A 22,938-nucleotide genomic window follows, 5' to 3' on the forward strand; every position below is an offset into this window, starting at 1 on the left:
GTTCGGCGCCAAGGCCCTGCCCCACGACCGCCGCACCCGCCTCCACCGCCTGCGCCGGGTGGCGGAAGCTTCCCTGGAGCAGAGCCCGGCAGCGGTGCAGGTGCTGTATGAGGCCTATGCCGGGGGCGTCAATACCGGCCTAAAGGCCCTGGCCGCAGCACCGTTTGAATACACGGTATTACAAGCCACACCGGCCCCCTGGCGGGCGGAAGACAGCTTCCTGGTGGTGCTGGCCATGTTCCTCACCCTGCACGATGAAGAGGCCCGGCTGGACTCCGACCTGGGGGTGCTGCGCGATGTCCTCCCTCCCGCCCTGTCTGCTTTCTTGACGCCGGCTGGCGGACCGTGGGACGCACCCCTGGATCACAGCCGCATCGGCCTGGCGCCCCTGCCGGGCCCGGAGGTGGTGGACCTGCGCCAACAGCCGGCGCCCCGCCTGGCCACCGCCCCCGAAGCCGATCCGGCCGCCGCGGCCCTGGGCAGCAACAACTGGGCCGTGGCCGGCAGCGCCACCGCCCACGGCGGTGCCATTTTGGCCGGCGACATGCACCTGCCCCTCAGGGTGCCCAATATCTGGTACCGGGCCCAACTGCGCTGGCCCGGCGATGATGGGGAACATCGGGTCACCGGCGTCACCCTGCCCGGCATCCCCTACCTCATCGCCGGCAGCAACGGCCACATCGCCTGGACCTACACCAACAGCTACGGCGATTGGGCGGACCTGATCGAACTGGAACAGGATCCCGCGCACCCGGACCACTACCTCAGTCCCGCCGGCTGGGAAGCGTTTCAGCATATCCCCGAAACGCTGGTGGTCAAAGACGGCCCCGCCGCGGTGCTGGATATCCTGCTCACCCGTTGGGGCCCGGTCATCGACCGCGACCACCGCGGCCACCTGCGGGCCCTGCGCTGGGTGGCCCACTTCCCTCATGCGCTGAACGCCGAGCTGGGGCGTCTGGAGACCGCCACCAACGTGGTCCAGGCCCTGGACATCGCCAACCGCAGCGGCATCCCCGCCCAGAATATTCTGGTGGCCGACCGCGACGGCCACATCGGCTGGACCGTGATGGGCATCATGCCCCGCCGGGGGCCGGGCGACAGCCGCGTGCCCCTGTCCTGGCGGGAGGCGGCGCAAAGCTGGGACGGCTGGCTGGAACCGGCCCGCTACCCCCGCCTCATCGACCCGCCCGGCGGCCGCCTGTGGACCGCCAACGCCCGGGTGCTGGGAGGCGCCGCCGGGCACCAGATCGGCGACGGCGGCTACGCCCTGGGGGCGCGGGCGCACCAAATCCGAAACGCCCTGGCGGCCCTGCCCCACGCCACGGAAACCGATATGCTCGCCATCCAACTGGACGACCGGGCGCTGTTTCTCGCGCCCTGGCGCGAGCTGCTGCTGGCACTGCTGGACGAGGCGGCCGTCCGGAACAACCCCCGGCGGGCCGACTGCAAGGCCCTGGTGGAACACTGGCAGGGGCGGGCGGCCACCGCCTCGGCGGGCTACCGGCTGGTGCGGGCCTTCCGCCTGGCCGTGGCGCAGCGGGTGCTGGGCGCCCTCACCGCGCCCGCCCGGGCCGCGGACGAGCGCTTCGACTACCTTGCCTTCCGCCGCTACGAGATCCCCTTGTGGCGGATCGTCAGCACCCGCCCTGCGCACTTGCTGCCTGCCGGCATAGCGGACTGGCGGGCCTGGCTGCTTCAGGCGGTGGACGAGGTCATCACCACCCTCAGCGCCGGCGGCCGCCCTCTGGCCGCCGCCACCTGGGGCCGGCGCAACACCCTGGCCATGCAGCACCCCTTCAGCCGTCTGCTGCCCCTGCTCTCCCCCTGGCTGGACATGCCCGCCCAGCCCCTGCCCGGCGACCGTTTCATGCCCCGGGTCCAGGGCCCAACGGTGGGCGCCTCGCAGCGCCTGGCGGTCTCCCCCGGACGGGAGGAGCTGGGCTATTTCCACATGCCTGGCGGCCAGAGCGGCCATCCCCTGTCGCCCTTTTACCGCCGTGGCCACGAGGACTGGGCCAGCGGCACAGCCACGCCCTTCCTCCCCGGCCCCGCCGCCTACACCCTGACCCTGCGCCCCGCCGCTGCCGCTCAATAAACCCCTGCCGGTACCGATATGCAAGATAAGCGGCGCGGGGCCACGCAGCCGGAACAACAAGGGGGCGGAAGCGCGGCCGCGCTTTCCACGCAGCACACAGCACACCGGACGACGCATTGAAATCATGGATATCGCCACACTGTTAGGGCTGTTGGGGGCCTTGGGGTCGATCGGACTTGCCATTTTCATGGGCGGCAGCGCCGGCATGTTTGTCAACGGCCCCGGCCTGTTGATCGTAGTGGCCGGCACCCTGGCCGTCATTCTCATGAAGTTCCCCTTAAGCACCACCCTCAAGGCGTTTTCCATTGCCCTCAAGGCTTTTTTCCACAAATCCGAGGACCCCAATCAGCTCATCGATCAGGCCATGGAACTGGCGCTGATTGCGCGCAAGGAAGGCTTGCTGGGGCTGGAGTCCGCCGAAGTCTCCAACTCGTTTTTGAAACGCGGCATCAGCTACGTGGTGGACGGTTTTGAGCCCGAAGTGGTGCGCGGCACCTTGAGCAAAGACATCAATATGACCATTGAGCGCCACGAACAGGGTCAGAGCATTTTCAAATCCATCGCCGACGTGGCGCCCGCCATGGGCATGATCGGCACCCTGATCGGCCTGGTGCAGATGATGGCCAATATGGATGACCCCAAGGCCATCGGCCCGGCCATGGCCGTGGCCCTGCTCACCACCCTCTACGGCGCTATTATCGCCAATGCCCTGGCGCAGCCCATCGCCGACAAGCTGGCCATCCGCAGCAATGAGGAACGCATGCTCAAGTACCTGGTGCTGGAATCCATCGACGCCATCCAGGAAGGCATGAATCCCCGCATGATGGAAGGCCTGCTCAAAACCTTCCTGCCCGAGAACAAGCGCGACAAGGAAGTGAAAGACGCGGCATAAGAGACCGTCCGGCAATGGATGACTTTGACCAGCGAAAAAAGAAAGACGAACGGGGCAGCCAGGGCTGGCTGATGACCTTCGCCGACCTGATGTCGCTGCTCATGGCCTTTTTCGTGCTGCTGTTTTCCTTCTCCGAACTGGACAAACAGCAATTCAAGCAATTGGCCGGCTCCATGAAAGAGGCCTTCGGCGTGCAACGGGAAGTGCGCATCAAAGACACCCCCGTGGGCAATAACATCATCGCCCGCGAGTTCAGCCCCGGCCAGCCCCGGCCCACGCCCCTGAACGTGGTGCAGCAGGCCACCATCAACCGCAACTTCCGCCATCCCCAGACTCTGAGCGAAGGCAAAAAACCCAGGGAGCTGAACGAGAAGGCCAAAAAAGATCTGGGGGAACTGGAGCGCAAGCTGTCCAAAGAAATCGCCGCCAGGCTCATCACCATCGAGGGAAAAAAAGACCGCATCGTCATCCGCATCAATGAAAAGGTCTCGTTCCCCTCCGGCAGCGCGGTGCTGCTGCACTCCTTCCTCCCGGCGCTGAAAAAAATCGCCCGGGCCGTGAGCGCCACCCAGGGCTATATTGTCATTGCCGGGCATACGGACAAGCTGCCCATCTCCAGCTTCCGCTACCGTTCCAACTGGGAGTTGTCCGCCTCCCGCGCCGTGACCGTGCTGCACCGTCTCACAGCGTTCGCCAAACTGGCCCCGGAGCGGGTCGAGGTGGCCGGCTTCGCTGACACCCGGCCCATCGCCGACAACAACAGTGCCGAGGGCCGCGCCAAGAACCGGCGGGTGGAAATCATCATCAAATATGACCGAGACACCGATACAGCGGACCCGCCGCAAACCGCTGCCACTGCCCAGGACGCCGCGCCATGAGGGACAAAAAACCAGACCAGACCAACGCTATCAACCGGCGCCAGCACTTCCGCCTCGACGACGACGTCTTGCTGGCCTACCACCTCACCGACCGGCCGGCCATCCAACCGGACCAGGATGTCCCCTTTCTCACCATGGCCACCGAATTCGCGGCCCTGGATCAAAGCGCCAAACTGGCGGCGCGGGAACTGGGCCGCCGCCTGCCGGCCACCGGCGACTATCTCAACGCCTTGCACAATCAAATCCGGCGTCTCAGCGAAGCGCTGGTGATACGGGAACTCGCCCAGTTCGGCGGCCGGCTCACCCGCGCCAGCCTGAGCGTAAGCGGCATCGGCTTTGCGGCGGAGCGCCCGTTTCAGCGCGGCCAGCTGCTGGAACTGCGCCTGGTGCTGCTGCCCTCCCTGCACGGCATCATCACTGTCGCCGAGGTGATCGGCTGCCAGGCCGCCGGCGGCACGCCGGCCGGCGCTCATCGCGTGTCGCTGAAATTTCTCGACCTGCCCACCCAGTACGCCGACACCATCGCCCGCCACCTGCTGCAAAAAGAAGCGGATCTGCTGCGACAGAAACACGACGGCACGCCGCCCCCCGCCTGATTCCCCGCGACGCGGCAGAGCGGCCAAGGTCCGTGGGCCTTGCAAATTGATCCGCTCGCCCAAAACCATTTTCAACGCCCCAAAATCCGGACATGGGCCGGCTTCAGCCACAACAAGTCAATCATTTGTGCGACCAAGCTGCGAGCGGCACAGGGGCATTCCCCACCCACAGGCTGTTTTTCAACAGCCCGCCAGGAAAACGGGCCAAATGCCTGCCATCACAAGATTTTGCCGTTTATCCACAAAGGCTGTGGATAAGTGTGTGGAAGAATTGCCGGTAAGTGCCCTTAGTGCCCGTATTTGCTGGCCTGATGTCAAAATGGTGACAAATTGATCTATCCGTGATAGTCAATAATTTCAAACAGTTATAACGCACAACCGGCAAAGTGGCGAGATATCGTCATTTTTCCTTGCAAACGGGGCCGCGCGCGCCAGATGTGTGCATAAGCGACCCCGGAAAGAACAGGCCGCGGCAGTTTGTCAAGAAAGATCTTGGCTGAAAGAGGGTGCAGCACCCGCCTTGTTTTGCAACAGCAGATTTCCACCCTGGTCCCGCCGGGCATGCCAGCCAGGCGCGAGATAAGTGGTGGACACAGCATCGATGATTAACGCCGGCCCCGTCACCGGCTCCCCCCCCGCCACGTCCTCCCGCGCCCACACGGGCACCGGTGCCACGTTGCCCGCCAGACGCGCCGACCCCACCGGCCGCCCAGCTCCGGCGGCAAGGCCGGGCAGCAGATCCAGGGGTGGCGCGGCGCCACGCAAGCGCAGCCGCACGTTCACCAACTCCACCTCCAAGGGCAGCCGGTGGCCGTAGCGCCGCTCGTGGGCCAGGTGGAAAGCCTCCCGCACTGCCGCCGGCCCGCCCCAGGGCACGGTCAGGGAATAGGCCTGACCGCAGTAACGCAGGTCCACACCCTGCTCCACCACAATCTCCCCGGGAGCCAGCCCCTCCGCGGCCAGCTCAGCCCGCCCCTGCCGTTCCAGCGCACGAAAGGCGCGCGCCAGCGCCTCCCCGTCCACCTCCGCCAGGGGCCGGGCGATGGTGCGGGAAAGATGCCGCCCGCGCCGCGCCGCCAGCATGCCCAGGGCCGACAGCACCCCGGCGTGCACGGGCACCAGCGCCTCGCTCATCCCCAATGCCTCCGCCAGAGCGCACACATGCAGCCCGCCAGCGCCGCCGAAAGACAGCAGGGTATAACCGCGGGGATCGATGCCGCGCTGCACGGAAATCACCCGCAGCGCGCGGGCCATGTGCTCATTGGCCAGTTGCACAATACCCAACGCCGCCTCGTCCACCGACAGGCCCAGAGCCTCGCCGAGGCGGCCCACGGCGCGCCGGGCGGCGGCCCCGTCCAGACGCAGCCGGCCGCCCAGAAAACCGTCCGAACGCAGCCGGCCCAGAACCAGATTGGCGTCGGTCACCGTGGGCCGCTCGCCGCCGCGACCGTAACAGGCGGGACCGGGATCCGCCCCCGCCGACTCCGGCCCCACTCGCAGCAGGCCGCCGGCATCCACCTGGGCGATGGAACCGCCGCCGGCGCCGATAGTGTGCATATCCACCATGGGCACGGCCACGGGATAGGGGCCGATGCGGCCCTCACTGGTAATGGCCGGCTCGCCGTCGATCAGGGCCACGTCGGTGGAGGTGCCGCCCATGTCGAAACTCAGCAGCCGCTCCCGCCCGGCACTTTGACCTGCCAGCCGGGCGCCCGCCAGGCCGCCGGCGGGACCGGACAGCAGCATGCGCACCGCCTGCCGTCCGGCCTGGGCGGCGGCAATAGTATCCCCCGCGCTTTGCATCACCGCCACCCGCGCCCGCGGCAGACCCTCAGCCAGGCGCGCCAGATAGCCGTGGACGACGGGCCCCACCCAGGCGTTCAGCCAGGTGGCCATGCCGCGTTCGTACTCTTTGTACTCGGGCAGCACAGCGGAAGAGCGGGACACAAACACGCCGTCGGGCATGGCGGCCTCGATGGCACGCTCGAAGCGGTCATCGACAAAGGAAAACAGCAGATTAATGGCCACGGCGCGGACTTGCAGGCGGGTGAGCGCAGCGCTGAGCGCGGCCAGATCGGCCTCGGTCAACGCTTCCAGCACACTGCCGTCGGCCCCCAGGCGGCCGCCGGTTTCCAGGCACAACTCAGCGGGCACCGGCGGCGTGACCGGCAGCGGCTGCAGATTGTACAACTCCGCCCGCGCCTGGCGCCCGATGGTAAGCAAATCCTTGAAACCGCGGTTGGTAATGAAGGCGGTACGCACCCCCTTGCCTTCCAGGGCAGCATTGGTGGCCACGGTGGAACCGTGCACCAGATTCACCGGCCGATCCGCAAGACCCAGTGCCGCCATGCCCGCCAAAATGGCCCGCTCCGGCGCCTCCGGCGTGGACAGGCATTTGTGCACCCGCAACGCGTGCCCGTCATAACAGACGAAATCAGTGAAGGTACCCCCGGTGTCTATGCCAAGATACATCTGGGTGCGCGCCAGTCATGAACCCGACCGCTATGCTAAGGTGAACCCTCCCCACCCGGCAAGAGCGAAAAGGGATAGCAAAAAAGGTGTCAGAAAAAAGGGGTCAGACCCCTTTGATGTCAAAGGATGTCAAAGGGGTCTGACCCCTTTTTTCTGACACCTTTTCAGGGGCAATCTCACCACCCGGGTCTTGAGACACTTTCCCCAGAGTCCTATCATAGGCCCGCTTTGATCACCTGAGTCACGAGGATACCGGCCCGACCCCATGGACAACACCACCCTGATCCGCCTGGAACACGTCTCCCGCTACTACGGCGGCCATCTTGCGCTGGACAAGGTGAGCTTCGAGGTACAAAAGGGCGAGGTCCTCGGGCTGCTGGGGCCCAACGGCGCGGGCAAGTCCACCACCTTGCAGATTATGAGCGGCAATCTGGCGCCCAGCGCCGGGCGGATATGGGTGGACGGGGTGGATTTGCTGGACGAGCCCAAGCGCGCCAAGGGGGCGCTGGGCTATCTGCCAGACCAGCCGCCGCTGTACCGGGAACTGACGGTGGATGAGTATCTCGCTTACTGCGCCCGCCTCAACCGCATCCCCGCCGGCCAGCGGCACACCGCGGTGCAACGTGCCAAGAAACGCTGCGGGCTGGCCGCAGTGGGCCCGCGCCTGATCGGCAATCTGTCCAAGGGCTACCGGCAGCGGGTGGGCATCGCCCAGGCCATCATCCACTCACCACCGGTGGTGATTCTGGACGAGCCCACGGTGGGCCTGGATCCTTTGCAAATGCGGGAAATCCGCGCCCTGATCCGGGAGCTGTCGGACCAGCACAGCGTGATCCTCTCCAGCCACGTGCTGCCGGAGGTGCAGGCGGTGTGCGACCGGGTGCAGATCATCAGCCGCGGGCGGCTGGTGCTCAGCGACAGCATTGCGGGGCTGGAGCAGCGCCTGCGCGGCACCAGTCTCATTGCCGCCTTTCGCCAGCCGCCCGCCGCTGAAACGCTGGCGGACCTGCCCGGCGTGACGGAGGTGGAGACGCTGGGCGAGGGCCGCTTCCGGCTGCGTTTCGCCGCCGACCACAGCCCGGCGGAGGCGGTGGTGGAACAGGCGGTGGCCGGGGGCTGGCGCCTGTACGAACTCAGCCCCGAGCGCTTGAGCCTGGAGCAGGTGTTCGTGGACATCACCCGCGACGATCCCGGCGCCGCCGTCCGCGAGGAGGCCGCCTGATGATTGTTGCCATCGCCGCGCAGGAACTCAAACGCCTGTTCGTCTCCCCCCTGGCCTGGTGCGTGGCGGCCGTCGAGCAGCTCATCCTGGCCTATTTCTTTTTGATCGCCGTGGACGAGTACCTGGCGGTGCAGTCACAGCTAGCGGCCCTGGAGAGCGCACCGGGGGTGGGCGACCTCATTGTCGCGCCGCTGTTTGGCGATGCCGCGGTGTTTTTGCTGTTCGCCGTGCCCATGTTGACCATGCGCCTGATTGCAGATGAACGCCGCAGTCAAACCTTGAGCCTGCTGTTTTCGGCCCCCGTCTCCATGACCGAGATCGTGCTGGGCAAATACCTGGGGGTGACCGCCTTTTTCCTGCTGCTGGTGGCCCTGATCGGCCTGATGCCCCTGGCCCTGCTGGTAGGAGGCACCCTGGATTTCGGCCTTTATGCCGCGGGGCTGCTGGGCATCAGCCTGCTGGTGGCCAGCTTCACCGCGCTGGGCCTGTTCATGTCCACCCTCACTGTGCAACCGGCCATCGCCGCCATCAGCACTTTCGCGGTATTGTTGCTGCTGTGGGTGGTGGACTGGTCCGGCAGTCAGGGGAGCGGGGTGCTGGAGTACCTGTCCATCCTGCGCCACTACCAGTCCCTGCTGCGCGGCGTGTTCGACAGCAGCGACCTGGCTTATTATCTGTTGTTCATCGCCACCTTTTTGATTTTGAGCATCCGCCGCCTGGACGCGGACCGGCTCCAGCATTAAGCCATGAAAGTCACTCCCGCAAGTCGCCGCCTCACCCGGCTGCAGAACGCCGTTTTCATCGTCCTGCTGCTGGCCATTGTCGGCGTGCTGGCCTGGCTCAGCACCCGTTACGTCTACCAGGCCGACTGGACCGCCGGCGCCCGCCGCTCCCTGTCGGAAGCCAGCGTGCAGATGCTGGCCAAGCTGGACGGCCCGCTCAATATCACCGCCTTCGCCCGCGACACCCTGGAAACCCGCCGCGGCATCGGTGATTTCATCAAGCGCTACCAACGCTACAAACCCGACATCTCCCTGGAATTCGTCGACCCCGACGCCGCGCCGGCCCGCGCCCGCGAACAGGGCATCACCATGGACGGCGAGCTGGTGCTCAGTTACGGCGGACAGAGCGAGCGTCTCAAACCCTTCGAGCTGCGGGAACAGAGTTTCACCAACGCCCTGCAACGCCTGCTGCGCAGCGGCACCCGCACCCTGGTGTTTCTGGACGGCCACGGCGAACGCCAGCCCGACGGTCAGGCCAATTTCGATCTGTCCACCTGGACCCAGGCCCTGGCCAAAAAAGGCTTCCGCTCCCTCAGCCTGAACTTGGCGCAGAACCCGGAAATTCCGCCGGACACCGACGTGCTGGTTATCGCCGGCCCCCAGGTGGCGATCCTGCCGGGGGAGGTGCGGCGCATTGTGGACTATGTGCAGCAGGGCGGCCGGCTGCTGTGGCTGGGGGAGCCCGGGGGCAATGCCGGCCTGGAGCCGCTGGCGGAACAATTGGGCATCCGCTTCGAGCCCGGCGTGATCGTGGATCTCACCAGCCAGCTCCTGGGAATCCAGAGCCCGGCCATCGCCGCCGTCACCAACTATCCCGCCCACCCCATCACCCGGGACTTCGGCCTGGTGACGGTCTTTCCCGTGGCGGCGGCGCTGGGCCACAGCGCGGATGAGGACGCCCCCTGGGACATCCGCCCTTTTCTGTCCACCAATGCCGGCAGTTGGGCCGAGACGGGCGAACTGGCGGGCGAACTCACCTTCAATGACGGCGCGGATCTGCGCGGCCCCCTGGACATCGGCCTGGCCCTCAGCCGCCCGCTGGACAACGACGCCGACGGCGGCGGGGAACAAGGGGAACAAAGAGCGGTGGTGGTGGGCGACGGGGACTTCCTCGCCAACCGCTACATCGGCAACGCCGGCAATCTGGACCTGGGGCTGCGCATCGTCAACTGGCTGAGCAGCGACGAGGCCCTCATCGACATCCCCGCCAAGACGGCGCCCGATGTCTCCCTCAGCCTCAGTCCCGCCCAGTCCGCGGTCATCGGCTTCGGCTTTTTGCTGGGCGTGCCGGCACTGCTCATCCTCAGCGGCCTGACCGTATGGCTGCGCCGGCGGAGACGCTGACCCATGACCAGGCGCTGGCTGCTCAACCTCATCCTGCTCGCCATCCTGGGTGCGCTGCTGTGGGTGACGGTGCACGAACCGGGCCTGGAACCTGAGCAGGCTGAACTCCCCCCCCTCACCGGGCTCACACCGGAGCAGATCGACACCGTGAAAATCGAACGCCGGGACCAGCCCACCGTGGCATTCAAACGGCGCGGGCAAGGCTGGGTCATGACGGAACCTTACGAGACAGCCGCCAACCCCATGCGCCTGGACAGCCTGGCATTAATCGCTCAGACCAGCAGCCACCGCAGCTTTCTCGCCACCGACGCCGACCTGGCCGGCGCGGGCCTGGCGCGGCCCGGCGTGGTGCTGCATCTGAACGACACGGTCATCCGCTTCGGCGGGGTCAGCCCGGTGGACGGCCGGCGCTATGTGGAGGTCAACCGCAAAGTGCACCTCATCACCGACATGTACTACACCGATCTGGTGGCGGAACCGGCGGCCTTTGTGGCCCGACGCCTTCTTCCCGAAGGCGCTCACATCACCGCCCTGACCCTGCCGGGGCTGCGGATATGGCAGCGCAACGGTCTGTGGACGGCCGAGCCGCCAGCCGACCCTGACAATATTCAGGCCCTGGTGGATGAATGGCAAAGCGCCCAGGCCATCAAGATCCGGGCCGGCGTGGCCGGGGCCGGCGAGCGGGACGCAATCACCGTCCAACTGGACACCGCCAGCGCGCCGCTGACATTCAGCATCGTCCGCCGGGAAGGCACACTGGTCCTGTTCCGCCCCGATCCGGGCCTGGAATTCGACCTCGGTCCCGGCAGCGAGGAAACCTTGCTGGAACTGCCCAAAACCACCCCCCCGGAAACGGAGGACGAGGGAACACCGCCTTAAATGCCCGAACTACCGGAAGTGGAAACCACCCGCCGCGGCATCGCCCCCGCGATGGAAGGCAGGCGGATCACCGCCGTGCGGGTACGGCAGCGCCAGCTCCGAAAGCCGGTGCCCCGGCGCCTGGAGCGGGACCTGCCCGGCCAGTGCCTCCGCCGGGTGTGGCGACGGGGAAAATACCTGCTGCTGGAGGCGGACCAGGGCACGGTCATCATTCATCTGGGCATGTCGGGCAGCCTGCGGCTGGTGGATGCCGCCACCCCCCCCGGCGCCCACGACCACGTGGATTTGTGCTTCAGCGGCGGCCGCTGCCTGCGCCTGCGGGACCCGCGCCGCTTCGGCTTGGTGCTCTGGACCACCGCCGACCCCTTGCGCCACCCCCTGCTGGCGGAACTGGGCCCGGAGCCCCTCACCGAAGACTTTGACGGGGACTATCTGTTCAGGCGTTCCCGCCACCGCAGGCAAGCCGTGAAACTCTTCATCATGGACGGGCGGGTGGTGGCTGGCGTGGGCAATATTTACGCCAATGAGGCCCTGTTCCGCGCCGGGATTCACCCGGCACGGGCGGCGGGGCGCATCAGCCGCCCGCGTCACCACGCCCTGGCGGCCGCCATCAAAGCCACCCTGCGCGCTGCCATCAAGGCCGGCGGCACCACCTTGCAAGACTTCGTGAGCGAAAGCGGGGAGCCGGGTTATTTCCGCCAGCAGCTGACCGTCTACGGCCGCGCCGGCCTGCCCTGCCCCCGCTGCGGCGCCACCATCCGCACCCTGCGCCTGGGCCAGCGGGCCACTTATTACTGCCCGCGCTGCCAGCGCTGAGGGCTGCTCATCCGCCGGCGGGGAAAAGCCCCCGGTGAGCAGGCGGACCCGCTTACAACTTCGGTACGTCGTCCCGGGGACGGGAAGAACGCTCGGGCTCATGGACCGGCCCCCGGCCGCCAGTGACAGGGCGGATATGGATGATCACCCCCCCCTCTTCCAGCACCGTCGTTTCCGCCACACCGCTCAACTCGGCGATGTTCCGCGCCAGATCCCGGTTGGCCGGGTTCTGATGATCGAAGATCAGGTGAGTGATTCCGCTGATGCTCCGCAGCAGAGCCTCGCCGTTTTCGGCGCCGCGCGGCAAGGGAAACACCGTCCGCTTCACGGCAATCATGGTTCGCCCGGGCCACTGGCTGGCCGCCTGAAACGGCGCATCCTCGGGCAGGTCCGCCACATCGTCCGCCAGCAGCTTGATCAACACATCCTGCTTGTTCAACACGCCTTCCCGCAGCCCCTGGATCCGGCTTTTGTCAGTCACCATGAATACGGTGGCCAGAACAAACAACAGACCCAGCACCAAACCACGCTGGCGGGCCAGACCATGGCCGCCGAAAGCCTGATTCAGGGCAATCAGCAACACCACCCCCCGGTACATCACCAGGATAAACAGCAGCAAGGCCCAGGCCCCGTCGGCGGCGACGGCACCCAGCAACACCGAAAACAGCAAAATCCGCCCCAGGAGGTCTGCAGACAAAAACCTGCGGTCCGCCACCACGACCACGACCGCCACGGTCAGCAGCAACCATCCCAACAGCAAAGATGCCTCGCCGCCACCGGCTATGGGCTGCAGGGACTGGGCCAGAGCCAGAACGGGGCTGGTGAACCAGTCAATCGCGCGCCACCCCTGGCGCACGGCGAGGATCAAGAGAGTAATCACTCCCAGACCGATCAGCACATGGCGCCGCAGACGCGCATCCAGCGGATTGCTGTACCAGGACCAGGCCAGCACCAGGGGATAGGCCAGACCCGCCGGATGCAGGGTCACAGCAAAGCCGGCGCACAGAATCTGGACAAAAAACCAGCCGCCGAAAGGACGCTTGGCGCGGCGATAGGCCTGATCCAGCCAGGCACCCAGACCGAAAGCCAGCAACAGGAAAACACCGGAGCCCATGGCGTCCACCTGGCCGATCAATGGCGGGGAGACCAGCAGCAGCGCGCTGGCAAGCAACGCCGCCTCCGTGTTCCCGGTGCGCCGGGCCCAGGCATGCAGCAAAGCCACCCCGCCGAAGGTCAGCAGGATCGTGTAGACCTTCGCCGCGAAAACACTGCCCGTCCAATACGCCCCGAGAGGGGCGAACAACAAGGCCCGGAAGTCCGGCACACCCATGGTCACGATAGGGTTGATGATGCGGTCAAAGACGGACCAGATGAGCAGCAGCCCCCGCGCCGCGCCCTCGTCCAGGCCCAGCGGGGCCGTGCGCACCAGCCCCAGCCCCAGCAGCGCCCCGCCCCAGGCCGCGAGAACCAGCCAACCCCAGTAGCGCCCCAGTACACTGAGCGCCGATGCCGTCGCAGATGGATTACTGTTCATGCCTCTTTCCGGCGTTCGCGCAGCGCTGCCCCGGCCGCACGACCCCCCTGTTAACCAACCGTAAGCGGCTAATTATGGTGTGGGGACAGTAAGGTGTAAAGCAGGTGGGTAAACACGCAGCAGCGGCAAAGCAAACAAGCCGGCGGCTTTACCCGGGGATGCCACTCGGTATATTGTAGTAGCCCTTTGGGATTCGGTTTGTCCAGCCTGCCACCTGGGCGGCGCAGGCAGCAACGTGACGGGCGTGGGGATATATTAGCTTTTTTTTCTGTCCAAGGGGCGACCGGAACCGGCGCTGCCGGTTCCTGGCCGCCGCCAGCCGCCACGGGAATGCAAAGAGGCTTGAACCTGGAATTGATATGCCGTCGTTTTGGAACAGTCTGTCGCAGTTGAACCTCGCAGAGGGGTGGGCGTTTCATCGCCTGATACGAGTCGCCGCCGAAGACAACACCGTGTTCGGCTTTGACATGAGCATAGAGAGCCTGCGCTCTCAGGAATACAGCTATTTCATATTCGGATTTCTGGTCGTCGCCCTGATCTTGTTCGGCATCATTGTCTATCTGTACCTGCCGAGAAAGAAGGGGCGGCTGAAACTGGGCGAAAAAATCATGTTCGGGTCCATCGTCGTGGGCATGGTCATCGCAGTTTTGTTCGGCTGGCTGCAACTTGTAGAGGGCTATTTAGTCTAGGAGCGCTGAAATGATAGAGTTTGTTCAAAACCTGCCCGATGGGTGGACGATTTACCTGTGGATGGTGGTGGCCGCCTTCATACTCATTGCCGCCGCCTTCATGCTTCGCTGGGCCATCAAAAACGAGCAGTTCGACGAGGACATCAAATACACGGTGTTTTCCAAAGACGACGAAGACAAAATGGAACCGGAGGAATTTGAAAAATACAAGAAAGTTGTGGCGGAGCAGGAAAAGCTTCGGGAAGAACATCTAGAGCGCAAGCGCCGGGAGCAGGCAGCGAAGCATGCGGGCCGGTGAAAAAGGCATAATCATCGGCATCGTCGTGGTGGTGCTGGGCATGGCGGGATATCGCGCCACTCAGGTTCTAAAAGGCGAAAAGGACCCGGGTATTCCCTTCTACACCACCGCCACGCCGGAGCTGAAACGGCAGGCGGAACTGATTTACAAAGAAAACAAATGCTCCGCCTGCCACTCCCTGTGGATGGTACGCAGCATCATGGAAAACGTACCCGCCCCAAGGCTGGACGGTATCGGCTCGCTCAAGGATGAAGCTTGGTTTTATCGCTACCTCTCAGCGGAAAACCCCCAGGAAATTCTTCCCTCCAGGCTCAAGCAGGAATATCAAATGCCCTCTTACGCGCATTTGCCCGAAGAGCAGCGCCGTGCACTCGCGGCCTACCTCGCCAGCCTCAAAGTGGAGGATTGGTACCTGGAAGAAACCAGGCGCACCGAATTTGAAAAGCTCAGGGGCAAGGGCGAGCGCTACGTGGAAGAACAATGAGACAGTCTACTTTCAAAAGCCGTTTCCTTGATTTTCTCGTTGCCAGCACCGCGGCAATCACCGGCGCGGGGATCGTTTATTTCGGTGACAAGCTGACCGGCGTCACGCTGGAATATTTCTTCGGCGTATCCACCTTCAGCCTAGCCTGGATCACCTCCCTGTTCCTCGTGCCCTTCGTGGCCGGTATTGTCGTGTCCCTGGTCTACGGCCTGGGCGGCAAGATCATCGCCCATTTCTCCCCCCTCATCGTCCGCGGCGCCACCTATATCGACCTCCACTACGGCACAACGACGCCGCCACCGGGGGTGGAGGTGTTACCCGTGGCCTATTGGATCCTGGTGGTGATTGTAACGGTGGAATTCGCCGCCTTCGGGGGGGTCATAGGTGAAGTGCTGGTAAAACGCACCTACGGTCGCTCAGCTAAGCGCAGTTTGCACAAAAAATATCAAAAGTCCGGCAGTCAGGCCGAGGGTTCGGGCGAATGAAGTTCAATTTTGAAAAACGCAGCAAATTAGACGAAGGAGACATAGAACACCGCCGCAAATTCCTGGGCGCGACCCTGGTCACCTGTCTGGTACTGACCTTTGTGGGGGGGACCGTTCACGTGCTCAGCCTGGGATCCAACCGCATGATGGACATGCGCGACAAAGCGGCCTATGACGTGTCCGACGCCTCTGCAGAACAAAAACGCTTGCGCTCCGCCGGCGAGGAATTGTACCGCCAGGCGCAACACGAATTCGGCAAATCCCACGCAAAAACTTACACGGTGGAAGAAGCCCGGGCCCTGCTCAGCCCCCAGGAGTGGTCGGAACTGGCGCAGACGGTGCGGATAGCGGGTGGCGAATTCGTGATGGGTACGGACAACCGCCGGGCTGACCCCCAGGACCGGCCCCGCCACAAAGCGCGGGTTCAGGATTTTGAAATCGACCTCAACCCGGTGACCAACGCCGAATATGCCCGCTTTGTGGCCGCCACCCGGCATCGCCCGCCGCTGCATTGGGACGGTGGAAAAATCCCCCCGGATCTGCTCAAGCACCCGGTGACCATGGTGTCGTGGTTCGACGCCAAAAGTTACTGCGAATGGGAAGGCAAGCGCCTGCCCAGCGAGGCGGAATGGGAGCGCGCCGCAAGAGGCGTGGACGGGCGGCGCTGGCCATGGGGCAACAAAATGGATCCTACGCGCCTGAACACGTACTACCGTATCGGCAAAACCACGCCGGTGGGCAGCTTCCCCCAAGGCGCCAGCCCGGACGGGGTGCTGGACATGGCGGGTAATGTCAGCGAATGGGTCGCTGACGATTTCGAACCCTACCCCGACTCAGACGCCCCGGAGGATATTTTCCGGGCCAAATTCGCCACCGCACCGGAGAGCGGCGCCGAGCGCTCCATGCGTGTGGTGAATTTCGTGGAAACTGAAGAGCGTTACAAGGTGATTCGCGGCGGCTCATGGAAAAGCGACCCCTTTTCCACCTCCGCCTATCATCGTAATTTTTCCTGGCCCCAGATGGCCTCCGACTTTTTCGGATTCAGGTGCGCAAAAGATGCAACGAAATAAGATTTTTCCGCTGGTCCCCGCCTTGGGCCTGACCGCCCTGGGTGTCTTGTCACCCCAGGCCGCCTGGGCGCTGGACAGCTACCGCTGGCTGCGAGTCACCATCGAGACGCCTTGGGCCATTTTCTTGTTCCTCCTGCCCATGGTGTTGATTCCCTTGATCCTGATGGTAGTGCTTTACTGGCGCTTTTCCTTCGGCAAGAAAAAAGGTGACACCTCATCCCGGCGGGGCCGACCGGCCCCGGCGCCCAGCTCCCTGGACGAGCCCAAATCGTAGCCAGCCCACCATCCGGCGTCAGCCAGACAAGCGGCCTCAGCAGAGCCCGCCTCACAGGCGGCTAAAGAACTGAGGTGCGTGGGGCCTGCCGCGGGCGCGCCGCGAACAGGCGCTCGGCTTATCACAAACGAACTGCACGCGTTGTTGGTTATTGGAGGGGGAAACAGATGGCGATTCTTGGACAGCGGGCACAACTGAACGCAATCCAGCTTTTTTCCTTGGTCATACTCGCCTTTGCTTTGGCGGTTCCCGGCGGCCAGACCAGGGCTGCTGAAAACCCCGACGAGGGCTCCATGCACGTCATTCAAGCCTTCACCGAAGAAGCCTCAAACAAGGAAAAAGGCCTGGTCGCCGACAAGACCAAGCACCAGGTTTTGTTCATCATGGGGGTGGCCCTGCTGATCGGCATCATTGCCACGGCCGGTTTCGGGATCGCCATGGTCTTGTTCAACAAACAGGTCTTCATCCCCCATATGATCGGCGCGGGCTTCAGCGTCTTCCTCGCCATTGCCCACGCGGTCGCTGCCATCGTCTGGTTTTTCCCCTTTTGAGCCCTTGAAAACGACGTGGCCAGCCGCAGCGACACCGTCATTCCCAGCCGGGGCCAGGTCCGCACTCCCCTGGCGCTGGGCTGGAGCACCGGCCTGTTGGTGGCGGCCTATTTCTTCTCCGGCCTCACCGGTATCGCCTACGAAGTCCTGTGGGTCCGCATGCTGGCCATTCAATTCGGGGCCAGCATTCTTGGCGTCGTCATCACCGCCGCGGCCTTCATGGCCGGCCTGGGGCTGGGCAGCCTGGTGGGAGTCCGCTGGCGTCTGGGGGGCCGGGCGGCCCTTTATCGCTTTGCCCTGATCGAGTTCGCCGTCGCCCTCTATGCGCTGGCCCTGCCCTGGCTGTTTCAGGCCCTGGATGCACAGCTGGGGTCCGCCGCCGCGGACCTGGATCTTGGCGCCTGGCACGCCCTGCAAAGCTTCGTTGGCTTTTCCATCCTGTTTGTTCCGGCCCTGGGCATGGGCCTCGCTTTTCCCCTGGTATTACGCGCCCTGGGTCACCGTGACGTGCCGGTTTCCGTCGTCTACGGCGTCAACACCCTGGGCGGCGTGGCGGGTGCCCTGCTGCCCCTGGCCTTGCTGCCCGTGCTGGGTTGGATGCTGTCCTTTTATATTGTGGCCTTCATCGGCCTGTCTTTGGCACTTGCGGTGACCCTGGTGACCCGCCGCTGGCCCGCGAACCACAGCCCCAGCGTGACTCCAGACAGCCGTCGCCCCGCCAACACCGTGGGCCTGCTGATGTACGCCCTGGTCGGCGCCGGCGCACTGATGCTGGAAATCGGCTGGACCCGCCTGCTGGGCATGCTGCTGCTGCGCACCGAATACGTCATGGCGATTCTGCTCGCGGTGTTTTTGGCGGGCATCGGCCTGGGCAGCCTGATGGTACGGCACCGCTTTTCCGGTGCCTGGTACAGCGCGCTGCCGGTGGCGGCCTGCCTCTTCGGCCTGGCCAGCCTGTGGGCGCTGCCCTGGGTGGCAAGCTGGGCGGACGGGGCCCGATTCGATTCCCTGGGGCAAGCCCTGCTGGAGCAGGGCCTGGTGGTGGCAGCCCTCACCTTACCCGCCACCGTGGTGCTGGGCGCCTGGCTGCCGGTACTCTGCGCGCGCCTCAAAAGCGAAGATCCCGGTGCCGGCGCCTGGCTCTACGGCGCCAATTCCCTGGGCGCCGCCGCCGGCGTGCTGCTGGCAGGCCTCGTACTTGTCCCCACCGTGGGCACCAGCGCCACCATTTGTATCGCCGCCCTGTTGCTGCTGCTCGCGGGCATGTACTGGGCCCGGCAGCGCCGCGCCTGGGCCCTGTTCCCCCTGGCCGTACTCCTGGCGCTGCCCGTGTGGTCCTTGCCGGAAGTGCAGCGCCTGCTGCCCCGGTCCCAGGCCGGTGTCCAAGACCTCGCCCACTTTGAAGACGCCCTGTCCATCACTCATGTGGTGGCCCAGGACGACGGCCAGCGCCTGTTGTTGGCAGATTTACGGCGCATGGACGCCTCCACCGAACCCACTGCGGTGGAAGCGCAAAAAAACCAGGCCCGCTTGCCGCTGCTGCTGCACCCCCATCCCAAAACGGTGTTGTTTTTGGGCCTGGGCACAGGGATCTCAGCGGCTGGCGCCCTGCCCTACCCCGGCGTGGCTGTCACAGCAGTGGAACTTTCTTCAGGCGCCATTCGCTCGGCAGCCCGGTGGTTCGCGCCGGTCAACAACGGGATTTCGACCAAAGCAACAATCTTGCGCGACGATGCCCGCCGCTATCTGCGGGGCACAACGGCCCGGTTTGATCTCATCATTGGTGACTTGTTCCACCCGGATTTGGTGGGCCGGGGCAATCTGCTGTCAGTGCAACAGTTTCGGCGCGCCCGGGCACGCCTTGCCGAGGGCGGCCTGTTCGTTCAGTGGCTGGCGCTCAATCAATTCGACAGCGCCTCACTGGACACCGTGCTCCGCAGCTTCAAACAAGCCTTTCCCGACGCCCAGCTGTTCGTCGAAGGCTTCCGCCTGGCCCTGGTGGGACCTCGCGATACGTGGCAGGGCATGGCCGCAGGGATGAAGCGCCTGCGGTCACTGACCAACACCACCCGCGACGCCCTCACCGGCGGCGAAGGCCTGTGGACCTGGGCGGGGCGCTACTGGGGCCCCATCAAGGTGGGTACCGGACCGGTTCAGGACGAATGGCAACCCCGCATCGAATACAGCCTGCCCCAGGCCCGCTACACCCGGGGCATGGATTTATCCCAAGTGATATCCCACCTGCTAAGCCGCCGCCCCGGACTCAAGGACGCCAGCACCTTATTGGGACTGAGCGGCAGCCCGGAAGCCTTCGAACGCGCTTATGTCGCCACCGAGCTGGCCCTCCGTTCCTGGGTGGCGGGCTTGCAGCAGCGCCCGGCAGAGGCCGCCCGCCTCTTGCGCCTGGCCTACAACGCCAACCCCAAGGACCGCTGGATAAGCTTCAGTCTTGCAGATCAAATGTTTGCCTCGCTGGAGGAAGTGGTCCGCAACGGCCGCACGCGCCCTCAAGCCTTGCAGGCCATACTTGACATCCGCCCGGATCACGTGGGCGCCCTAAAAACCCTGCGCCAACTGGAACGAGAACGGGGTAACAACAAAGCGGTAAGCGCCCTGACCCAGGTGCTGCACCAGATCAGTCCCCTGGACAACAGCAGCCGCCAGCGTAGCGCCCCACGCACCGAGCCCTAACGCAACGCCACCATCGGCCCGGGCCCTCCCACAACCGCAGCCTAGCCCGGATATCTCACCACCCCTATAGAAACAGACCTCTTTTTGTAAAGTGGGTGGAAACAAACACTTATCCGCAACAAGAGAAAGAGGCCTATAAAAACAGGGTGAACACCGAAGCAGTTGGCATTTCAGTCCCTGGGACGACGCGAAGTGATCGGTCGTTTTGACGGTGGACGCATCACTTCGGACGGTGGCGGACTGCTGCTACCGCCTCGGTTGGCAACCCTACGGAAAGGTGGATCATTTTTTCAGCTTCCAGGGTGGGTCAATTATTTTTGTCCGTTGACACCAGGCAGTGCCAGAGGTTCTTCCCGGAGCTGATCACCAGGCTGGGTTCAGATCATCATGGAACGGGCACAGGCCGATCAGATCCGCGCCGTGGCGTTTCAGGGAGATGCCCATGCCCTCAGCCAGGCGCTGGACGGAGATTTCCTGCTTCAGGCGGTCGAGCTGCTCGTCGGGGATGCGGGCCATTTCCGGGGTCCTCCAAAATCCTGTCAAGACTATTTTCATGTGCTAGTCCAGCCCCTTATGGTATACTTTTGTCAACCCGTAACAGACCCCAAAGGGTACATTGGCTATTGGCGGATTATCGCGATGCACTTCCCGAAACGACTCGTTACCCTGCGCAAGGCGCAGGGCTACACCCAGCAAAGCCTGGCGAATGCCGTGGGCATGCATGTGAACCAGATCAAGAAGTACGAGTCCGGTACCGCACAGCCGACCCTGAGCGCCCTGATCAAGCTGGCACAGGTGCTCCACGTCAGCCTGGACGACCTGGTCTTCGAGGAGGGCGAGCGGGGACCGGATGAGGATTTGCGGCTTCAGTTCGAGGCGATCTCGCGCATGCCGCCAGAGGAAAAGCAGATTATCAAGGCACTGCTGGAAGGAATGATCATCAAGCACCAGACCAAGCAACTGGTCGGCAACCTCAGCAGCTGACCACGGTCACCGAGAGGAGAACTACACGCAGCTCAACAAGTACGAGAGCGGAGTTAATCTTCCGCCCGCCGAGATGCTCATCAAGCTGGCCGATGCCCTGGACACGACCGTGGATTACCTGCTCACCGGCAACCCCGTCGAGGAGATGCCGCTGGGCAACGCCCGGCTGTTTCGGCGCTTTCAGGCCGTGGAAGGATTCGATCCCGAGGATCAGGAGGCGGTCATCAAGCTCATCGATGCCATGATCGCCAAGCACAAGATGCAGGCCACGCTCACATCACTCGACGACCAGGCCGCCAGTGCCTGAAAAACCGGAAGGAGGAAACACCATGCAACCTGCCAAACAGGAAGCCCTGGAGACCATCGGCAAGCTGCCCGATGATGCCGATATGGACGAGATCATGTACCGGCTCTATGTGCTGGATAAAATCCGCAAGGGCCAGGAGGCCGCCGATCAGGGCAAAACCATCACCAGTGAAGAACTCAAGCGCGAGATCGATACATGGTGATCTGGTCGGACCCGGCCAGGGCCGATCTGCGCTCCATCTACGATTTCATTGCCCACGACTCCATGCATTATGCCAGAAAGGTTACCCAGGATATCGTGGCCAAGACCGATGTCCTCAATGAACTGCCGCGCATGGGCAAGATAGTGCCGGAACTCGGTAACGATGCCATCCGCGAGCTGTCGCTGTACTCCTACCGCATCCTCTACGAAATCAAGGCACCGGATGTTATCGTGTTGGCGGTGATTCATAAGCGACGAGACTTTCAGCCGGAGATGATTGAACAGTAAGGGCATGTAGTAGTCCAGATTTGATCTGACAGTTACCGGTTCGATGGTGGTGACTGTCAGCTCAAGTTCAAGCCACGAACTTTTCCTGCCAGATTTGTTTGCCATCCTCTAGCGTTTGCATGGGGGTTCGCCCACAGCACATCTTGCCCTGATGTGTTCGTTCATTATTGTAGTATTCCAGCCATTCGTCCAGATCGGATTGCAGCTCATCCAGCGTTTCATAGAGTGTCTTGCGGAAGGTGACCTGGTAGAACTCCTGCAAGATCGTCTTATGGAAGCGCTCACAGATTCCATTGGTCTGTGGTGACCTTGCCTTGGTTTTGGTGTGATCGATATCGTTGATGGCCAGGAACAGTTGGTAGTCATGGGTTTCTGCGCGGCCGCAGTACTCTGTTCCACGGTCAGTCAGTATCCGCAGAACAGGTAAATCGTGGGCCTCGTAGAACGGCAATACCCGGTCATTCAGCATGTCAGCCGCCGTAATGGGTGTCTTCGTTGTATACAGCTTGCAGTGCGCCACCTTGGCGTAGGTGTCGACATAGGTCTGCTGGTAAATGCGGCCAACGCCCTTCAGAGTACCAACGTAGAAGGTATCCTGAGACCCCAGATAGCCAGGATGGGCGGTCTCAATCTCGCCACAAACCTCATCTCCAGCTTTTTCTTTTCCAGCGCCTGTACCTGTGCCTCGGTCAGAATCAGACCTTCTTCGGCAAGCTTGGCCTCCAGCGCCCGGAGACGGGCCTTGAAGTTGGCCAGGTCGTGCCGCAGCCAGATACTGCGTACGCCGCTGGGCGAGACAAACACACCTTGTTTGCGTAACTCGTTGCTGACGCGAACCTGGCCATGCGCCGGAAAATCAATGGCATACTGCGTGACAGCCAATTCAATCTTGGGCTCCACCCGGTTCTTCGGATTAGGTTTTCGCCGATCCGACTCCAGCAGGGCATCGATACCGCCTTCCTCGACAGCATTCTTGTAGCGGTAAAACGTATCACGGGACAGCCCCATCACCTGGCAGGCCTTCGAGACGTTGCCCAGTTCTTCGGCCAGATTCAACAGCCCGACCTTGTGTTTGATGATTCTCTCGTTAGTATTGAGCATGAGGG

At 63.8% G+C, this 22,938-nt stretch carries 23 protein-coding genes and 2 pseudogenes; 21 read left to right on the forward strand and 4 right to left on the reverse strand.

Going from position 1 to position 22,938, the window contains the following annotated elements; translation table 11 throughout:
- From ENJ19_06615 to ENJ19_06630, 4 genes are all read left to right on the forward strand, one after another.
- Window positions 1–2,095, forward strand: a 2,095-nt coding sequence (locus ENJ19_06615; GenBank protein ID HHM05399.1) for a penicillin acylase family protein, incomplete at its 5' end; no start/stop codon positions are given.
- Between the two features lie 124 nt (window positions 2,096–2,219).
- The gene (gene pomA / locus ENJ19_06620) at window positions 2,220–2,987 is read left to right on the forward strand and encodes a flagellar motor protein PomA (protein ID HHM05400.1); all 768 of its coding nucleotides are present in this window, start codon (window positions 2,220–2,222) and stop codon (window positions 2,985–2,987) included.
- Window positions 2,988–3,001: 14 nt separating this feature from the next.
- On the forward strand, window positions 3,002–3,865 hold the full coding sequence (locus tag ENJ19_06625; GenBank protein HHM05401.1) for a type VI secretion system protein TssL: 864 nt from the start codon (window positions 3,002–3,004) through the stop codon (window positions 3,863–3,865).
- Window positions 3,862–4,461 carry a hypothetical protein gene (locus ENJ19_06630; GenBank protein ID HHM05402.1) on the forward strand — a complete coding sequence of 200 codons (600 nt, stop codon included), beginning with the start codon at window positions 3,862–3,864 and terminating at the stop codon, window positions 4,459–4,461. Before ENJ19_06625 ends, ENJ19_06630 begins: the two co-directional genes overlap by 4 nt.
- A 480-nt stretch (window positions 4,462–4,941) precedes the next feature.
- Here ENJ19_06630 and ENJ19_06635 read toward each other — a convergent pair whose 3' ends face one another.
- Entirely contained in the window at window positions 4,942–6,933 is a 1,992-nt protein-coding gene (locus tag ENJ19_06635; protein ID HHM05403.1) for a hydantoinase/oxoprolinase family protein, read from the reverse strand.
- Between the two features lie 265 nt (window positions 6,934–7,198).
- On the opposite strand from ENJ19_06635, the gene ENJ19_06640 reads away from it, so the two are divergent.
- From ENJ19_06640 to mutM, 5 genes are read left to right on the forward strand one after another with little or no spacing between them, the layout of a single operon-like run.
- Window positions 7,199–8,155 (forward strand): ATP-binding cassette domain-containing protein, encoded by a 957-nt coding sequence (locus ENJ19_06640; protein ID HHM05404.1) that lies wholly within the window; start codon window positions 7,199–7,201, stop codon window positions 8,153–8,155.
- Window positions 8,152–8,898 (forward strand): ABC transporter permease, encoded by a 747-nt coding sequence (locus ENJ19_06645; GenBank protein HHM05405.1) that lies wholly within the window; start codon window positions 8,152–8,154, stop codon window positions 8,896–8,898. The genes ENJ19_06640 and ENJ19_06645 overlap by 4 nt, the downstream gene beginning before the upstream one ends.
- Window positions 8,899–8,901: 3 nt before the next feature.
- On the forward strand, window positions 8,902–10,281 hold the full coding sequence (locus ENJ19_06650; GenBank protein ID HHM05406.1) for an ABC transporter: 1,380 nt from the start codon (window positions 8,902–8,904) through the stop codon (window positions 10,279–10,281).
- Between the two features lie 3 nt (window positions 10,282–10,284).
- Window positions 10,285–11,160, forward strand: a complete 876-nt coding sequence (locus ENJ19_06655) for a DUF4340 domain-containing protein (protein HHM05407.1) — start codon at window positions 10,285–10,287, stop codon at window positions 11,158–11,160.
- The gene (mutM, locus tag ENJ19_06660) at window positions 11,161–11,976 is read left to right on the forward strand and encodes a bifunctional DNA-formamidopyrimidine glycosylase/DNA-(apurinic or apyrimidinic site) lyase (protein ID HHM05408.1); all 816 of its coding nucleotides are present in this window, start codon (window positions 11,161–11,163) and stop codon (window positions 11,974–11,976) included.
- A gap of 52 nt (window positions 11,977–12,028) precedes the next feature.
- Here mutM and ENJ19_06665 read toward each other — a convergent pair whose 3' ends face one another.
- Window positions 12,029–13,510, reverse strand: coding sequence for a hypothetical protein (locus ENJ19_06665; GenBank protein ID HHM05409.1), 1,482 nt, complete (start codon window positions 13,508–13,510; stop codon window positions 12,029–12,031).
- A gap of 359 nt (window positions 13,511–13,869) precedes the next feature.
- Here ENJ19_06665 and ENJ19_06670 point away from each other — a divergent pair, with 359 nt between their 5' ends.
- The 8 genes and pseudogenes from ENJ19_06670 to ENJ19_06705 all read left to right on the forward strand — a co-directional run bounded on the left by ENJ19_06670 (window position 13,870) and on the right by ENJ19_06705 (window position 20,052).
- Complete coding sequence (locus tag ENJ19_06670) at window positions 13,870–14,199, forward strand: hypothetical protein (protein HHM05410.1); 330 nt, start codon at window positions 13,870–13,872, stop codon at window positions 14,197–14,199.
- Between the two features lie 10 nt (window positions 14,200–14,209).
- The gene (locus tag ENJ19_06675) at window positions 14,210–14,497 is read left to right on the forward strand and encodes a hypothetical protein (protein HHM05411.1); all 288 of its coding nucleotides are present in this window, start codon (window positions 14,210–14,212) and stop codon (window positions 14,495–14,497) included.
- The gene (locus ENJ19_06680) at window positions 14,484–14,981 is read left to right on the forward strand and encodes a cytochrome c (GenBank protein ID HHM05412.1); all 498 of its coding nucleotides are present in this window, start codon (window positions 14,484–14,486) and stop codon (window positions 14,979–14,981) included. The genes ENJ19_06675 and ENJ19_06680 overlap by 14 nt, the downstream gene beginning before the upstream one ends.
- Window positions 14,978–15,466 carry a hypothetical protein gene (locus ENJ19_06685; GenBank protein HHM05413.1) on the forward strand — a complete coding sequence of 163 codons (489 nt, stop codon included), beginning with the start codon at window positions 14,978–14,980 and terminating at the stop codon, window positions 15,464–15,466. Before ENJ19_06680 ends, ENJ19_06685 begins: the two co-directional genes overlap by 4 nt.
- Window positions 15,463–16,536: a formylglycine-generating enzyme family protein gene (locus ENJ19_06690; GenBank protein ID HHM05414.1), complete on the forward strand. Its 1,074-nt coding sequence runs from the start codon at window positions 15,463–15,465 to the stop codon at window positions 16,534–16,536. Before ENJ19_06685 ends, ENJ19_06690 begins: the two co-directional genes overlap by 4 nt.
- Window positions 16,523–16,720: pseudogene (locus ENJ19_06695) on the forward strand (hypothetical protein). The gene ENJ19_06690 and the pseudogene ENJ19_06695 overlap by 14 nt, the downstream one beginning before the upstream one ends.
- Before the next feature lie 257 nt (window positions 16,721–16,977).
- Entirely contained in the window at window positions 16,978–17,361 is a 384-nt protein-coding gene (locus ENJ19_06700; protein HHM05415.1) for a hypothetical protein, read from the forward strand.
- Between the two features lie 159 nt (window positions 17,362–17,520).
- Window positions 17,521–20,052: a spermine synthase gene (locus ENJ19_06705; GenBank protein HHM05416.1), complete on the forward strand. Its 2,532-nt coding sequence runs from the start codon at window positions 17,521–17,523 to the stop codon at window positions 20,050–20,052.
- A gap of 363 nt (window positions 20,053–20,415) precedes the next feature.
- Here ENJ19_06705 and ENJ19_06710 read toward each other — a convergent pair whose 3' ends face one another.
- Window positions 20,416–20,607, reverse strand: a complete 192-nt coding sequence (locus ENJ19_06710) for a hypothetical protein (protein HHM05417.1) — start codon at window positions 20,605–20,607, stop codon at window positions 20,416–20,418.
- A gap of 84 nt (window positions 20,608–20,691) precedes the next feature.
- Here ENJ19_06710 and ENJ19_06715 point away from each other — a divergent pair, with 84 nt between their 5' ends.
- The 4 genes from ENJ19_06715 to ENJ19_06730 all read left to right on the forward strand — a co-directional run bounded on the left by ENJ19_06715 (window position 20,692) and on the right by ENJ19_06730 (window position 21,832).
- A complete protein-coding gene (locus ENJ19_06715) occupies window positions 20,692–21,036 on the forward strand; it encodes an XRE family transcriptional regulator (GenBank protein HHM05418.1) in 345 nt (114 codons plus the stop codon).
- 73 nt (window positions 21,037–21,109) lie between these two features.
- Window positions 21,110–21,343, forward strand: a complete 234-nt coding sequence (locus ENJ19_06720; GenBank protein HHM05419.1) for a hypothetical protein — start codon at window positions 21,110–21,112, stop codon at window positions 21,341–21,343.
- 22 nt (window positions 21,344–21,365) lie between these two features.
- A complete protein-coding gene (locus ENJ19_06725) occupies window positions 21,366–21,545 on the forward strand; it encodes a hypothetical protein (GenBank protein HHM05420.1) in 180 nt (59 codons plus the stop codon).
- Window positions 21,539–21,832 (forward strand): type II toxin-antitoxin system RelE/ParE family toxin, encoded by a 294-nt coding sequence (locus ENJ19_06730; protein ID HHM05421.1) that lies wholly within the window; start codon window positions 21,539–21,541, stop codon window positions 21,830–21,832. The genes ENJ19_06725 and ENJ19_06730 overlap by 7 nt, the downstream gene beginning before the upstream one ends.
- A 67-nt stretch (window positions 21,833–21,899) precedes the next feature.
- Here the strand turns inward: ENJ19_06730 and ENJ19_06735 are convergent.
- Window positions 21,900–22,933, reverse strand: a pseudogene (locus ENJ19_06735) (IS481 family transposase).
- Window positions 22,934–22,938 lie beyond the last annotated feature (5 nt).

The sequence above is a fragment of the Gammaproteobacteria bacterium genome (assembly GCA_011375345.1).
Classification (GTDB): Bacteria; Pseudomonadota; Gammaproteobacteria; order DRLM01; family DRLM01; genus DRLM01.

What these genes read in the sequence shown, in the direction of transcription:
- pomA (HHM05400.1), top strand. Translation starts at nt 2,220, where the DNA reads ATGGATATCGCCACACTGTTAGGGCTGTTGGGGGCCTTGGGGTCGATC.
- ENJ19_06625 (HHM05401.1), top strand. Translation starts at nt 3,002, where the DNA reads ATGGATGACTTTGACCAGCGAAAAAAGAAAGACGAACGGGGCAGCCAG.
- ENJ19_06630 (HHM05402.1), top strand. Translation starts at nt 3,862, where the DNA reads ATGAGGGACAAAAAACCAGACCAGACCAACGCTATCAACCGGCGCCAG.
- ENJ19_06635 (HHM05403.1), bottom strand. Translation starts at nt 6,933, where the DNA reads ATGTATCTTGGCATAGACACCGGGGGTACCTTCACTGATTTCGTCTGT.
- ENJ19_06640 (HHM05404.1), top strand. Translation starts at nt 7,199, where the DNA reads ATGGACAACACCACCCTGATCCGCCTGGAACACGTCTCCCGCTACTAC.
- ENJ19_06650 (HHM05406.1), top strand. Translation starts at nt 8,902, where the DNA reads ATGAAAGTCACTCCCGCAAGTCGCCGCCTCACCCGGCTGCAGAACGCC.
- ENJ19_06655 (HHM05407.1), top strand. Translation starts at nt 10,285, where the DNA reads ATGACCAGGCGCTGGCTGCTCAACCTCATCCTGCTCGCCATCCTGGGT.
- mutM (HHM05408.1), top strand. Translation starts at nt 11,161, where the DNA reads ATGCCCGAACTACCGGAAGTGGAAACCACCCGCCGCGGCATCGCCCCC.
- ENJ19_06665 (HHM05409.1), bottom strand. Translation starts at nt 13,510, where the DNA reads ATGAACAGTAATCCATCTGCGACGGCATCGGCGCTCAGTGTACTGGGG.
- ENJ19_06670 (HHM05410.1), top strand. Translation starts at nt 13,870, where the DNA reads ATGCCGTCGTTTTGGAACAGTCTGTCGCAGTTGAACCTCGCAGAGGGG.
- ENJ19_06675 (HHM05411.1), top strand. Translation starts at nt 14,210, where the DNA reads ATGATAGAGTTTGTTCAAAACCTGCCCGATGGGTGGACGATTTACCTG.
- ENJ19_06680 (HHM05412.1), top strand. Translation starts at nt 14,484, where the DNA reads ATGCGGGCCGGTGAAAAAGGCATAATCATCGGCATCGTCGTGGTGGTG.
- ENJ19_06685 (HHM05413.1), top strand. Translation starts at nt 14,978, where the DNA reads ATGAGACAGTCTACTTTCAAAAGCCGTTTCCTTGATTTTCTCGTTGCC.
- ENJ19_06690 (HHM05414.1), top strand. Translation starts at nt 15,463, where the DNA reads ATGAAGTTCAATTTTGAAAAACGCAGCAAATTAGACGAAGGAGACATA.
- ENJ19_06700 (HHM05415.1), top strand. Translation starts at nt 16,978, where the DNA reads ATGGCGATTCTTGGACAGCGGGCACAACTGAACGCAATCCAGCTTTTT.
- ENJ19_06705 (HHM05416.1), top strand. Translation starts at nt 17,521, where the DNA reads ATGCTGGCCATTCAATTCGGGGCCAGCATTCTTGGCGTCGTCATCACC.
- ENJ19_06710 (HHM05417.1), bottom strand. Translation starts at nt 20,607, where the DNA reads ATGAAAATAGTCTTGACAGGATTTTGGAGGACCCCGGAAATGGCCCGC.
- ENJ19_06715 (HHM05418.1), top strand. Translation starts at nt 20,692, where the DNA reads ATGCACTTCCCGAAACGACTCGTTACCCTGCGCAAGGCGCAGGGCTAC.
- ENJ19_06720 (HHM05419.1), top strand. Translation starts at nt 21,110, where the DNA reads ATGCTCATCAAGCTGGCCGATGCCCTGGACACGACCGTGGATTACCTG.
- ENJ19_06725 (HHM05420.1), top strand. Translation starts at nt 21,366, where the DNA reads ATGCAACCTGCCAAACAGGAAGCCCTGGAGACCATCGGCAAGCTGCCC.
- ENJ19_06730 (HHM05421.1), top strand. Translation starts at nt 21,539, where the DNA reads ATGGTGATCTGGTCGGACCCGGCCAGGGCCGATCTGCGCTCCATCTAC.